This window comes from Massilia sp. Root133 (assembly GCF_001426525.1).
Classification (GTDB): Bacteria; Pseudomonadota; Gammaproteobacteria; order Burkholderiales; family Burkholderiaceae_D; genus Telluria; species Telluria orientalis.
On record NZ_LMEW01000035.1, the window covers coordinates 519,434 to 532,472 of the forward strand.

The 13,039-nt window shown below is 67.9% G+C and carries 12 protein-coding genes; 3 read left to right on the forward strand and 9 right to left on the reverse strand.

Translation table 11 applies throughout. The features are described 5' to 3' along the window. Positions 1-50: 50 nt before the first annotated feature. The gene (locus ASD28_RS29005; RefSeq protein WP_082577200.1) at positions 51-875 is read left to right on the forward strand and encodes an NAD(P)-dependent oxidoreductase; all 825 of its coding nucleotides are present in this window, start codon (positions 51-53) and stop codon (positions 873-875) included. Positions 876-1,249: 374 nt separating this feature from the next. Here ASD28_RS29005 and ASD28_RS29010 read toward each other — a convergent pair whose 3' ends face one another. From ASD28_RS29010 to ASD28_RS29025, 4 genes are all read right to left on the reverse strand, one after another. Further along, positions 1,250-3,742: a TonB-dependent receptor gene (locus ASD28_RS29010; protein WP_056136818.1), complete on the reverse strand. Its 2,493-nt coding sequence runs from the start codon at positions 3,740-3,742 to the stop codon at positions 1,250-1,252. A gap of 18 nt (positions 3,743-3,760) precedes the next feature. After that, positions 3,761-4,981, reverse strand: a complete 1,221-nt coding sequence (locus ASD28_RS29015; RefSeq protein WP_056136820.1) for a glycoside hydrolase family 88 protein — start codon at positions 4,979-4,981, stop codon at positions 3,761-3,763. 155 nt (positions 4,982-5,136) lie between these two features. Next, on the reverse strand, positions 5,137-5,427 hold the full coding sequence (locus ASD28_RS29020) for a hypothetical protein (RefSeq protein WP_056136822.1): 291 nt from the start codon (positions 5,425-5,427) through the stop codon (positions 5,137-5,139). Beyond that, positions 5,424-6,134 carry a S24 family peptidase gene (locus tag ASD28_RS29025; protein ID WP_056136824.1) on the reverse strand — a complete coding sequence of 237 codons (711 nt, stop codon included), beginning with the start codon at positions 6,132-6,134 and terminating at the stop codon, positions 5,424-5,426. Before ASD28_RS29025 ends, ASD28_RS29020 begins: the two co-directional genes overlap by 4 nt. A gap of 128 nt (positions 6,135-6,262) precedes the next feature. Between ASD28_RS29025 and ASD28_RS29030 the strand changes: the two genes are divergently transcribed. Beyond that, a complete protein-coding gene (locus tag ASD28_RS29030; RefSeq protein WP_156403740.1) occupies positions 6,263-6,475 on the forward strand; it encodes a holin in 213 nt (70 codons plus the stop codon). Positions 6,476-6,664: 189 nt separating this feature from the next. Beyond that, positions 6,665-8,566 carry an ATP-dependent zinc metalloprotease FtsH gene (gene ftsH / locus ASD28_RS29035; protein ID WP_056136943.1) on the forward strand — a complete coding sequence of 634 codons (1,902 nt, stop codon included), beginning with the start codon at positions 6,665-6,667 and terminating at the stop codon, positions 8,564-8,566. A gap of 37 nt (positions 8,567-8,603) precedes the next feature. Here ftsH and ASD28_RS29040 read toward each other — a convergent pair whose 3' ends face one another. Genes ASD28_RS29040 through ASD28_RS29060 form a run of 5 tightly spaced genes read right to left on the reverse strand, consistent with a single transcriptional unit; the run spans position 8,604 to position 13,039 of the window. Continuing rightward, positions 8,604-9,701: a glycosyltransferase family 9 protein gene (locus tag ASD28_RS29040; protein WP_056136827.1), complete on the reverse strand. Its 1,098-nt coding sequence runs from the start codon at positions 9,699-9,701 to the stop codon at positions 8,604-8,606. Further along, complete coding sequence (locus tag ASD28_RS29045) at positions 9,698-10,261, reverse strand: HAD-IIIA family hydrolase (RefSeq protein ID WP_056136829.1); 564 nt, start codon at positions 10,259-10,261, stop codon at positions 9,698-9,700. The genes ASD28_RS29040 and ASD28_RS29045 overlap by 4 nt, the downstream gene beginning before the upstream one ends. 26 nt (positions 10,262-10,287) lie before the next feature. Beyond that, positions 10,288-11,100, reverse strand: a complete 813-nt coding sequence (locus ASD28_RS29050) for an SDR family oxidoreductase (protein WP_082577202.1) — start codon at positions 11,098-11,100, stop codon at positions 10,288-10,290. 2 nt (positions 11,101-11,102) lie between these two features. Continuing rightward, entirely contained in the window at positions 11,103-12,047 is a 945-nt protein-coding gene (locus ASD28_RS29055) for a glycosyltransferase (protein WP_056136831.1), read from the reverse strand. 8 nt (positions 12,048-12,055) lie between these two features. Continuing rightward, on the reverse strand, positions 12,056-13,039 hold the full coding sequence (locus tag ASD28_RS29060; protein ID WP_056136833.1) for a glycosyltransferase family 4 protein: 984 nt from the start codon (positions 13,037-13,039) through the stop codon (positions 12,056-12,058).

Below are 13,039 nucleotides of genomic sequence, written 5' to 3' on the forward strand. Positions count from 1 at the left end.
AGCGTTTTGGATATACTCGGTTAAACGTTTAACAGAATGCGAGCCTGTCCATGACCCAAGCGACCGAGTCCAAGCCTTTCCACCGTCTTCTCCTGACCGGCGCCGGTGGCGGCCTGGGCACCATGCTGCGCGAGCGGATCAAGCCGTGGGCCGACGTGGTCCGCCTCAGCGACATCAAGGACATCGCGCCCGCGGGGCCGGGCGAGGAAGTCGTGCGCTGCGACCTGGGCGACCGCGCCGCCGTGATGGCGTTGACGGAAGGCGTGGACGCCGTGCTGCACTTCGGCGGCGTCTCCGTCGAGGCCACGTTCGAGACGATCATGCACGCCAACATCCTCGGCCTGCACCACCTGTACGAGGCCGTGCACAAGCGCGGCATCAAGCGCGTGATCTACGCGAGCTCCAGCCACGTGGTCGGCTACTACCCGACCACGCAAGTCGTCGACGCCAACGTGCCGCTGCGGCCGGACGGCATCTACGGCGTGTCGAAGTGCTTCGGCGAGGCCTTGTCGCGCTACTATTTCGACCGCTTCGGCATCGAGACCGTGTGCCTGCGCATCGGCTCGTCGTTCGGCGAGCCGCGCAACGCGCGCATGCTGGTCACGTTCCTCGCGTACGACGACCTCGTGGAACTGGTGCGCTGCGCCCTGTTCACGCCGCGCGTGGGCCACACGATCACGTACGGCGTGTCGGACAACCCGGTGCGCTGGTGGGACAACCGCGCGGCAGCCCACCTGGGCTTCGAGCCGCGCCACAGCGCGCGCGCGTTCGCCGACCGCTTCCCGGCCGGTGGCGCGTGGTCGGATGCGGGCGACATCACGGCCGTGTACCAGGGCGGGCCGTTCCTGACGGCGGGGCCGATCTACGAAGACTGAAGCGCGCGCGAACGCGACATGCCGGGCCGGTGCAGCGATGCCCGGCCCTTTTTTTTTCCAGCAACCGGATCAAACCGCGATTTTTGGAAATAGCTTCAATTCGGGGTCAGAGCCCTTTTCGGTGCAAGTTCCTTGAAGCGAGTACGAACGGGTGGCAGAGGAAGGGCCGCCCGCCACATCGTGATGCGGCGGGCGCAAGCCAGTGTTTGTTAGCGCAGTGGACATTGATCCGAAATGTGCTCTGACCCCGAATTTAGAAAAAAATGTGCTCTGACCCCGATTTTGGGAAATGGCTTAGGATAAAAAAATGCCGCCAGGTTGCCCCGGCGGCATCGAGGGAAACGCGGGCTGGGGCCCGCGGAGGAAACCCGGTATCAGAACTTCAGGTCGAGGCGCACGCTGTAGAAGCGGAACACGTCGCGCGGCGGAACCCAGCTGTTGACCGTGATGGCCGGCGAGGTCGACGTCGGGCCCGTGCGGTACGACGGACCGCTCGCGTTGGCGTTGCCGATGTAGAAGCGGTCGAACAGGTTGTTGATGCGGAAGGACAGGCGCCACATGTCGTTGTTCTGGCGCAGGCCGAATCCGAGGTCGGAGATCGAGTACGCGTTGTTCACCGAGCGCGGGTCGTTGTTGATGTTGGTCTGGTACTCGCTCTGGTAACGCACGTTCGCGTTCACGAACGCCCAGTACGGACGGTCCGCGAAGTGGTAGTCGTAGTTGGTGCCGATGTTGACCTTGTTCTTCGGCGTGCCCGGGAAGATCCCGCCCGTCAGGTTCTGCACGCCCGTCGTCGAACCGGCGCGGATCGGGAAACAGGCGCGGTTCCAGCCGCCCAGCGAACCGCCTTCGCCCAGGCCCGTCGTGCCGATGGCGGGGTTCGTGTTGTCCTGGTAGCAGGGGCCGTTCTTCCAGTCGACGATCTCCGGCCGGGTGTACGCGTACGACAGGTTCATCGACCAGTTCGACGTCAGCAGGAAGTGCGAATCGATTTCGAAGCCGCGCGTGCGGATCTTCGGGATCGAGTTCAGCTGCGTATAGATCGTCGGGTCGTTCGGCAGCACGAACGACGTGTTCTGCTGGTAGTTCTTGAAGTCCGTCTTGTAGATCGTGGCCGCGAGCGACATGCGGTTGTGGAACAGGTTCGCCTTGGTCCCGAGCTCGATACTGCGGCTCGTCTCCGGGGCCACCGGGAACGCGGCCGCCGCCTTCAGGCCGCTCGTCACGTCGTACGCGAGCCCCTTGTAGCCGGTCGCCGTCATCGCATAGACCATCCAGTCGCTGTTGATCTGCTTCTGGATCGACAGCTTGCCCGTCGTCGCCCAGTCGCGGTTGCCGCTGCTGGAGAACTGGTCCTGGCCGACGGGGCCCGGCACGAACGTCGAGCGGTCCAGCTGGTCCGTGTAGAAGTTGCGGATGTAGTTGAAGCCCGACGTTTCCACGTTGCGGCGGATGCCCGCGACCAGCGTGTACGTCGGATAGAAGTCCCACGTGGCCTGGCCGAACACGGCGCGGTTCACGTTGTAGATGTCGGTGTAGTAGTTCGTGGGGCTCGACGGCGAGCTGGCCGTGCAGACGCTCGGCCGCACGCAGAAGCCGCGGATGAAGTGGCGGTCGATCTCGTTCTGCGCCCACCACAGGCCGGCCACGTAGCGCAGCTTGCCGACGTCCGGCGACACATAGCGGAATTCCTGCGTCTTCGAGCGGATGTCGTAGGTGCCGAACTGCGCGTTGCCGACGCTGAACTTCGTCTCGCCCGGTCGCGCGATGGTCGGCACGTCGACGAAGTCCTGGTCGCGGTAATCGTTTGCCTTGTAATGCTCGTACGACGAGATCGACATCAGCGTGCCGTCGTTCGGCAGGTTGTACGAGAACTTCAGGCCCGTGCCGAACGTGGACGAGTTGATCCCGGTCGGGAAGTCGCGCCGCACGTTGCGGTTGTTCGGATCGTACGGGTTGATGCCGGCCAGCGTGAGCGACGCGGGCAGTTGCGGGTTACCGTTCATGTACGCGGTCGCGAGGTCGGCCGGGCTGCCCGCGCGATAAAAGCCGTTCACGGCCGTCACGCCGCGGCTGTTTTCCTGCGTGTTGTAATGCGGCGTGAAGTCGATCTCCAGGTCCTTGATCGGGCTCCACTGGAACTTCGTCATGATCGTCCTGCCGCCCGAGCCGTTGACCTTCTGGCCGTTCGTCAGGTTCGTGAAGTTACCCGGCATGTCGCTCTTGTTGACGGCGATGCGCATGCCGAAGTCGTCGCGCAGCTTGCCGCCGACCGACGCGCCCGCGCGCCATTCGTGGTCGTTCGTGTAGTACGCGTTGGCGCGGTAGACGATCGGCCCGCTGATCGGCTTCGTCACGATGTTGATGGCGCCGGCCACGGCGGACTTGCCGAACAGCGTGGACTGCGGTCCTTTCAGCACCTCGACGCGGGCCACGTCGGCCAGGTCGCGGAAGGCCTGGAACTGGCTCGCGATCGGGATGTCGTCGATGATGACGGAGACGTCGGACTCCACGCCGATGCCGACGGAGACGGTACCGATACCACGCATGAAGATGGCGTTGTTGGCGGCCGTCGTCCCCGACGACAGCGTCAGCGACGGCGTCAGGTTGATGACATCCTCGATCTCGCGCACGTTGTTGCGCTGGATCTCCGCCTCGGACAGCACGGAGATCGACTCCGGCACGTTTTCCAGCCGCTCCACGCGCTTGTTCGCCGTGACCAGGACGGTCTGCAGCTGGTTGGGGTTCGTCGGTGCTTCTTGCGCCTGCGCCTGCGCGGGCACGGTCCAGTGGGCGACGGCCATCGCGACGACGGCCGCCACGGGCTTGGCCGCGATCCGCGCGCCCGGTGTTCTCTGCTTGCTCACAACGTCTCCTTGGTTTTTCTAATGAAAACTGCCAGTCCCGCTGCGCGCCGCCTTCAGGCGCAGCAGCGCCTCCAGAAAGTAGTAGTCCGCGTAGTTCAGCGGCACGTCGATTTCCGATTTGGCCGGCTTGTGGCCGGTCGCATGCTTGAGGAGGAAGCCGCCGTTGTCGCCGGGTTTTGCGAGGTACGCATCGGACGACAGGCTGCGCAGCGTCTGTTCGGCGAAGTCGCGGTAGCGCGCGGCCGTCTCGCGGTCGGAGAACGTCGCCAGTTCCAGCAGGGCGGAGGCGGCGATGGCGGCGGCGGACGCGTCGCGTGGGGCGTCGGGAATGGCCGGGTCGTCGAAGTCCCAGAAGGGCACCTTGTCGGCCGGCAGGCGTGGATGGGTCGTGTAGAAGCGGGCGATCTTGTGCGCCTGCCGGAGGTATTCGTCGCGATGCGTCTCGCGGTACATCATCGTGTAGCCGTACAGGCCCCACGCCTGCCCGCGCGCCCATGCGGAGCCGTCCGCGTAACCTTGCACGGTCACGCGCGCACGCACGGCGCCCGTCTTCGGGTCGTAGTCGACGAGATGGAAGCTGGAGCCGTCGGGGCGGAAGTGATTCTTCAGTGCGGTGTCGGCATGGGCGATGGCGATCTCGCGGTAGCGCGGTTCGTTCGCGGCCTTCGCGGCCCACATCAGCAGCTCCAGGTTCATCATGTTGTCGATGATGACGGGGAAGGCCCACGTCGTATTGGGCCACAGGTCCCACGACTGGATGCTGCCGACTTTCGGGTTGAAGCGCGTGATGAGCGTCGTCGCGCCGGCCAGGAGGGCGTCGCGGTAGGCGCTGCGCGTGGCCGCGTCGTCCACGAGGCGCAGGCCGTTGCCGTAGCCGGCGCCCAGCATGAAGCCGAGATCGTGCTGGGACTTGTCGAACTTCGCGGGCGCCGTCAGCGCCGTGTAGCGCATCGCGGCCGTTTTCCATGTCGCGTCGCCGGTGGCCTCGAACAGGTACCACAGCGAGCCGGGAAAGAAGCCGGCCGTCCAGTCGCCCGGCCCGACCATTTTTACGTCGCCGCGCTCCACGGTGCGGGGGAAGCCCGGCTTGCCCGCGGCCTTGTCCAGCAGGATGCGGTACTGCGCGGAGGCGACCTTGAAGTCCTTGTCGATGACGGCGCCGATCGGTTCCGCGGCGGCTGCGGCCGACGCGACGCAGGCCGCCAGCAGGATCCCGCAGATAATCGTTTTCGCCGTCATGGGCCCCGTCTCCTTGTTGGTCTGATTATTGAGCAAATCGTAATCAGAACGGGAAGCGGTGTCAACAAAAATAGGTAAACGCTTAACTGGATGTTTTCAGGGCGTGACGACGTGCTGGTGGTGCCAAGAGCGAAAACGTTTTGCCGGCCGGGCGACTAGAACGGCGGCGGCGCGTCCGGCGGGAGCGGCGGCACGTCGAGGTCGATCGTCGTACGCGGCAGGTGCGCGAGATCCGCGCCGTCGACGAGCGCCTGCGCCTGGAACGCGGCATGCGCGCGCACGCCATGCTTTTGCACGGCCACGAGCATCACGGGCAGGGTGGGGAAGTATGGACGCAGGCGTTCCAGCAGCACGTCGCCGACGCCGGGCGCGACCCACGCGGGCGGCGGGAAGGCCAGTGCCACGCGCACGCCTTTCAGTTCGGCGAGGGCGACCTCGAGTTTCATATCCGGTCGCTTTCCTTGCGCACGACGCGGCCGATGATGAGGCAGGCGTTGCCCTGGCAGAGTTTGCGGTGGTATTTGCGCTGGTCCGGATTGTCCGACGTCAGCCACCATTTGCCGGCGTCGCGCGTCAGCCGCTTCACGACGGCCTCGCCTTCGTAGTTGAAGGCATACACGGCACCGTCCATGAGCTTCGTGTCGAGCGTGTTGATGATGACGATGTCCCCCGCATACAGCGACGGTTCCATGCTCTCGCCCTTGACGAGGATGGCCATCAGGTGGTCGGGATGGTAGTTGTGCCGTTCGATCCACGTGCGGCGCATGCCGAGCGTGCCGCCGTCGCGGCGTTCGGGCTCAGTCTGAAAGCCCGTGATCCCGGCCGAGAGCCGCAGCTTGACCATGCGGATCTGGACGAATTCCGCATCGTCGTTGTCGGCCGGGCGCACCGGCATGCCGTCCTTCAGGCCGTGGAAGGGCGCCTGGCGCGGGTCGCCTTCGCCGGTCATCAACCAGATGTGCGAGAACCCGAGTTCGCGCTCGATGTTCAGCGCGTAGCGGATGTCCATCGATTTGATTTTCCCGGTCAGCCACTGGTTCACCACGCTCTTCGAGGCGCCCGAGGCTTTGACGAGGCCGGTCTGGCCACGCTCGCCTTCGAGCTGCGGCGTGGTGCGGTAGATGTGGTCGAGGCGGTCGGATAAGAGGTTCATGTTCAGGCCCTGCACTCGTTTGGGTTTAGTGTTCTTGACGTTGATCAGTTTAGAGTTCTATACTGGACTCTACTCGACTTGCCGGGTTTTGTGAAGGGGAGGCGAGCTTTCGATGGGGGAGAACAGCTATGAACAGACCAAGTATCTTCGGCGTGGCCAGCTATGTCGCGGGCGTGGCGTCGATCGGCGCATCGTTGACGATGGCGGACGTCGGGGCGGCGGTCGGTATCGCGACCGCCGTCCTGACCTGCCTGACCAATACCGTGTACACGTACCGCCGCGATCGCCGCGAGCAACGGGAGTGCGAGGCGCGGCTCGCGCAGCTGGAGCGGCAGACGTGAGAGTCACTTTGATTTAGATCAAAGTGACTTCGGTGTGATCTGTCAGACAGTGGGGCGAGAGGCTTAGGCGCTGAAAGAGCTCAGGCAGACAGAGCTCAGGCGCAGGGAGGCGGCGTGAACGATATGTCCGATACGAAGGAGACGCCAACCGGGCCGGGCGCGGACGGCGGCGGCCCGACGCTGCGTCCCATGCTGTGGTACTGGCTGTTCGCCATTGTCCTGTTCATGCTGTTCCAGTCGGTGACGGACGTGATCACGTCGTCGCCGCTGGCGTACAGCGAGTTCAAGGAGCTTTTGCATGGCGGCAAGGTCAACGAGGTCACGCTGGCGGAGACGACCGTGTCCGGCACGCTCAAGTCCGGCGGCCTCGACGCCATCCTGCCGAAGAACCGCGCCGAGTCCGTCAAGTGCAATGCGGACGGACTGTGTCCATTCAACGCCGTCCGCGTGGCCGATCCGGATCTCGTCAAGGACCTCGACGCGGCGCACGTGCGCTACTTCGGCCAGCAGCACAGTGAATGGCTGAGTACGTTGTTGTCGTGGGCGCTGCCGCTGCTCCTGCTGTTCTGGATGTGGGGCGCCATGGCGAAGCGGGGTGGCGTTGCGGCCGGGTTGTTTGATGTGGGCAAGAGCCGGGCCCGTGTCTATATGCAGAGCAAGACCGGCGTGAGTTTCAACGACGTGGCCGGCATCGACGAAGCGCGCGACGAGTTGATGGAGATCGTCGACTTCCTCAAGAGCCCGCAGCGTTATCGGCGGCTCGGCGGGCGCATTCCGAAAGGCGTGCTGATCGTCGGGCCGCCCGGCACCGGCAAGACCCTGCTGGCCCGGGCCGTGGCCGGCGAGGCCGGGGTGCCGTTCTTTTCGATCAGCGGTTCGGAATTCGTCGAGATGTTCGTCGGCGTCGGCGCGGCCCGCGTGCGCGATATGTTCGTGCAGGCGCAGAAGGTGGCGCCCTGCATCATCTTCATCGACGAGCTCGATGCGCTGGGCCGCGCGCGCGGCGTGGCGGGCGTCGTCGGCGGCTACAACGAGCAGGAACAGACGCTCAACCAGTTGCTCGTCGAGATGGACGGTTTCGACACCAACAAGGGTGTGATCATCCTCGGCGCCACCAACCGTCCCGAGATCCTCGATCCGGCCCTGCTGCGCCCCGGCCGTTTCGACCGCCACGTCGCGCTCGACCGCCCGGACCTGAAGGGCCGCCAGAAAATCCTGCAGGTGCATGCCCGCGACGTCAGGCTGGCGCCGGACGTGGACCTGGCCGCCGTGGCCGCGAAGACGCCCGGCCTGGCCGGTGCCGACCTCGCCAACCTGGTCAACGAGGCGGCGCTGCTGGCCGCGCGGCGCGGCAAGGAGCGGGTCGAGCGCGGCGACCTGGAGGAAGCCGTGGACCGCGTCATCGCGGGCATGGAAAAGCGCTCGCGCCTGATCAACCCGATGGAAAAGGAAACGGTGGCCTTTCACGAGGCGGGGCACGCGCTGACGGCGGAATTCCGCGCGCATGCCGACCGTGTGGCGAAGGTGTCGATCATCCCCCGCGGCATCGCCGCGCTCGGCTATACGCAGCAGCTGCCGGCCGAGGACCGCTACCTGCTGAAGAAGAGCGAGCTGCTGGACCGGATGGACGTGCTGCTCGGCGGACGCGTGGCGGAGGAGCTCGTGTTCGGCGACCTCTCGACGGGGGCGCAGAACGACCTGCAGATGGCGACCGATCTCGCGCGTCACATGGTCGCGCAATACGGCATGAGCGAACGTGTCGGCCTCGCGACGTTCGAGCAGCCTGCCGCCGCCCCGTATGCGCCGGCCCGGCCGTCGAATACGGCATACAGCGAACGTACGGCGCGCCTGATCGATGGGGAGATCGCCCGGCTGCTCGACGAAGCGCATGCGCGCGTGCGCGTCACGCTGCGCGAGCAGCGGGCACTGCTGGATGCGCTGGCCCGCCAGCTGCTCGACCACGAGACCGTCGAGCGCGACGCACTGCAGGCGCTCGTGCGCGAGCATGCGGCGCGGCCTGTCGCGGTACCATCCGCGGCGCCCGCAGTGGAGCAGGTGGCGCAGGTGGGGGACAGGCAGTCCGGACGGTGATTGGCACGACGTCATGAGCAACATGGTGCCGCTTCCGTCAGGTCGCCACCGCCGCCGGCGCTGCGCGCGCCGCATCCAGCAGCGCGCGCACGGCATCGACGACGCGCCGCGGCTCGATGCCGGCCAGGCAGGCCTGGTGGCCTTCCGGACACGTGCTCTTGTAGCAGAAGCGGCACGGCACATCGTGGAACAGGACGCGGCTGCGCACATTCCACGGCGTGTGCTGCGGGTTGGTCAGGGCGTACAAGTCCACGACGGGCGTGCCCACGGCGGCGGCCATGTGGGCCGGCCCGGTGTTGTTGGTCACGGCGACGGCCGCCAGGCGCAGCGCCGCGCCCAGCTCGCCCAGCGCCAGCCGTCCCGCGAGCGAGATGGCCGGCACCGCGCTGGCGAACTGGATGCCGTCGACGAGTTCGCATTCGTCTGCGCTGCCCGTGAGCACGAGGGGCAGTTGCAGTTCCTGCGCGAGCAGGCGCAGCACGTGGGCCCAGTGCGCGGCCGGATAGCGGCGCGAGGCGGCGCTGGCGCCCGGATGCAGCAGGATCCACGGCCGGTCCGGGTCGACGCCGGCGGCGGCCAGGCGTGCCCGTGCCGCCGTAACGTCCGCCGGACGGGGAACGAACGACAGGCCAAGGCCGGCGCTGCGGCAGCCGACCCGCTGCACGAGGGCCAGCTGGCGCTGGACTTCATGCCGCACGAGCGTGGCCGGCTCGGGGTCGGGCACCCAGTCGCTCAGCAGGTCGTACGGGTTCTCGCGGCAGTGGGCCAGCCGCAGCGGGATGCGCGCCAGCTGGCACAGCAGGGCCGCCGGCAGCGCGCTCTGCGTGTAGGTCGTGAAGATCACGGCCGCGTCGAAGGCGCGCGCGGCGAGCGTGGCGATCGGCGCCGGCGCGGCGGCCCCAGTGGCGGCAGGTTTGGCGGACTTCGTCCACGGCGCCGACCAGGCGATGGCGTCGTCCAGTTCGGGAACGAAGGGCAGGGCGGCGGCGCCGGACGGGGAGCCCAGCAGGGTCAGCGTGCGGCCCGGCACGGCCTGGCGCAGCGCACGCATGGCCGGGGTGCACATCAGCACGTCTCCGAGCGAATCAAGGCGCACGCACAGGATGCGCCGGGCGCGATGCCACGGGGCCGTCATGGCGCGTCTCCATGGCTGGCGATCAGCACGGCGGCCGTGTACAGGTCGGGGGCCATGCGCGTCGGCACGCGGCGGGGGCCGAGCCGCCATTCCGTCTCGTTGCCGTTGTCGATGAGGATGGTGCGGCAGCCGGCCCGGTTGCCGGCCTCGACGTCGTGCAGGATGTCGCCCACCATCCACGACGACCGCAGGTCGATGCCGTGCTCGTGCGCCGCCTTGAGCAGCAGGCCCGGCAGCGGTTTGCGGCAATGGCATTCGACCGACCAGGGCGCGACCGTGCCTTCCGGATGGTGCGGGCAGACATAAAAGCCGTCGAGCGCCAGGTGTTCGCGCAGCAGCAGGTCGCGTATGCGGGCGCTGACGGTGTCCATCGCGGCCGCGGCGAAGCGCCCGAAGGCGATGCCAGGCTGGTTGGTGACGACGAACAGCCGGTAGCCGAGGCGCACCAGCAGGCGCAGCGCCGGGCCGGCGCCGCGGCACAGCGTGATGCACGCGGGCTCCACGTTGTGGGGCAGGTCGGGTATGAGCGTCCCGTCCTTGTCGAGGAATATGGCTTTCAAAGCGCGGCTTTCATAAGAACACGAGGTCAGGGCCAGGAGGTTTCCTGCATGGGCAGAACGGTCATTTCCGCGATCACGCTTTCGCGCGGCAGCAGCAGCGCGTGCCGGATCGCCTGGGCCACGCTGGCAGGATCCTGCAGGCGGGTCGGATCGAGCTCGGGAAAGCGGTCGAGCAGGAACGGCGTGCGCATGCCGCCCGCGACGACGGCCGTGACGCGGATGCCGTGCGGCCGCAGTTCGGCATGCAGCGCATGCGACAGCCCGAGCAGTCCCCATTTGCTGGCGTGGTAGGCGCTCGCGTTCGGCCAGGCCCGCTTGGCCGCCGTGGAGGCCACGTTGACGATGTCGCCGCTGCCCTGGCTGCGCATGTGCGCGGCCGCGTGCTTGGCCAGCAGGAACGGCCCGTTCAGGTTCGTGTTGATGACGCGCAGCCAGTCCTGCTCGGACAGGTCGGACAGGGGCAAGGTCACGTCCGTGCCGGCATTGTTGACGAGGATGTCGATGCGCCCCATCGTCGCGACGCAGCGTTCGATGGCGGCGCGCGCGGCGCCCGGGTCGCCGACGTCGAGGGCCAGCGCGCTGGCGCGCACGCCGTGGCCGAGCAGGGCCGGCATGGCCATCTGCAGCGCGTCGGCGCGGATGTCGGCGGCCACGAGGTCGCATCCTTCCGCCGCCAGCACGGCGGCCAGCGCGGCGCCGAGCCCGCTGGCGGCGCCCGTGACGAGTGCGACCCTGCCGTGCAGGGGACGTTGCCAGCGGACCGGATCCGGGGCCGGGTCGGGTAGTGCATCCACGGACGGTTGCGCCGTGGTGGACGGGGAGGCGTTGAGGTCGGCCATGCTTACTCCTGGGGTTGGGTCACGGCGATGGGGGCGCGCGCTTCGGCGAGGACGGCGGCATAGATGGCCGCGACCTGCCCGGCGACGGTGCGCCACGTGTAATGGCGGTAGGCGCGGCGCAGTCCGGCGTCGATGCCGTACGCCGCGCGCAGCAGCGCGACGGCTTCGATCACCGTGTCCACGCCCTTGCGCGGCACCATGCGGCCCAGCTGGAGTACGGTGAAGCGGTCGGGGGCCAGCGCCAGCGCGGCACGGGCCTCGTCGCGCGGCATGGGCCACAGCTCGGCGGGATCGAAGCCGCACGGCGCGATCGCGATGCGCTCGCCGCTCGCGCCGTACAGGCGCTCCATGTCCTGCCGGTCCTGCTGGCATTCCGCGATGATGCGGTCGGCGTGCCGCATCAGGCCGCTTTCGATACGGGTGCGCGCCGCCGGAAACGCGTCCGCCGTGCCCTGCGCGAGGCGGCGTACGCGGCCGAGCGCGTGGAAGGTGATCACGAACGGCAGGCCCAGCGCCTGCTTGAGGTGGCGCGCGACCATGCCGGACATGAAGAAGTTCGCGTGCACGATGTCGTACGGGACCGGCTGGTGGCGGACGAAGCGGGCGGTGAAGCGGGAAAACGACGGGATGTGCGGCAGCATCTGCTCCTTGGGGACGTAATGAGCCGGTCCCGCCGGCACGTTGATGACGCGCAGGTTCTCGCGCCAGCGCACGAGCTGCTTCTGTTTCGCGTCGTCGCGGCGGGTGAAGACGTCGACGAGGTGGCCGGCCAGCGCCAGCTCGCGCGCGAGGTGCGCGACGTAGACGTTCTGGCCGCCGCAATCGATACTGCCCGGTGCCGCGAGCGGCGACGCGTGGTCGCTGATGAGGGCGATGCGGCGCCGGCCGGCAGGGTGGGCCGGACGGGGCATGGCGGCTGCGGCGCGCGGCCGGTCGTCGAGTTTCATGGCGGCGGTCAGCTGGTCACGGCGCGCAGCGCGGCATCCCAGTCGGCGCTGAAGCGGGCGATGGCGAAGCGTTCGCGCGCCCGCACCTGCGCCGCCTCGCCGAGGCTGCGGGCCAGGCCGGCGTCGCCGAGCAGCGCGCGCATGGCGATGGCGAGCTGGCGCGTGTCGGTCACGGCGAAGCCGGAGACGCCGTGCTCGATCACGGTCGCCATTTCGGCCGTCGCGAGAGCGACGACGGGCATGCCGATCATCATGGCTTCGATCACGGACAGGCTGAGGCTGGAATAGCGGACGGGCGACAACAGGAACCGGTACGCGGCGGCGAACGCGGGCAGTTGCGGGTGATCCACCTCGCCCAGGCCGCCCAGGTCCGTCGCGCCCATGCCGACGAGGTCGAGGGGCAGGGTCGTGCGCAGGCGGGCGAACAGGTCCGCGCCCATGCGCCGGCCGCGCCGCGCCAGGTGGTTCGTGATCACGAGGCCCCGTTCGACGTCGCCGCGCCAGCGCACGCCGTCGGGCACGGCGACGCCATGCTCGATGACGCGCGTCGGCGTGCGGCCGCTGTTCCACATCAGGTCGTTGAACGGCGTGACGTGCACGAGCAGCACGGCGGGATCGTCGACCGGGTGGCGCACGTCGGTCGGCCACTGCGGCCGGCGGGTGTCAGCGGCGATGTCGTCCGGGGGCAGCGAGGGCGGATCGTGCTCCAGGTAGATGCGGGGCAGCGCCCGCTGGGCCGGCGTGAGGAGTTCGTACTGGTCGCGTTCCCAGTGATGGTCTTCCTGGAACAGGATGCAGTCGAAGGCCTGCGTGCGCGCCTGGTCGGCGGGCAGGTCGCGGACGTTCGGGCCGAACGGGAAGGGGCCGCAGCGGCCGCCGTAGCCGGGCGGACGGCCCGGTTTCACCAGCACGTGGAAGTCGTGCGGCGCATGGGACAGGTAGTACAGGTAGCTGCCATGCGTGTGCCAGGTCAGGACGTTCAGGCGGCGCAT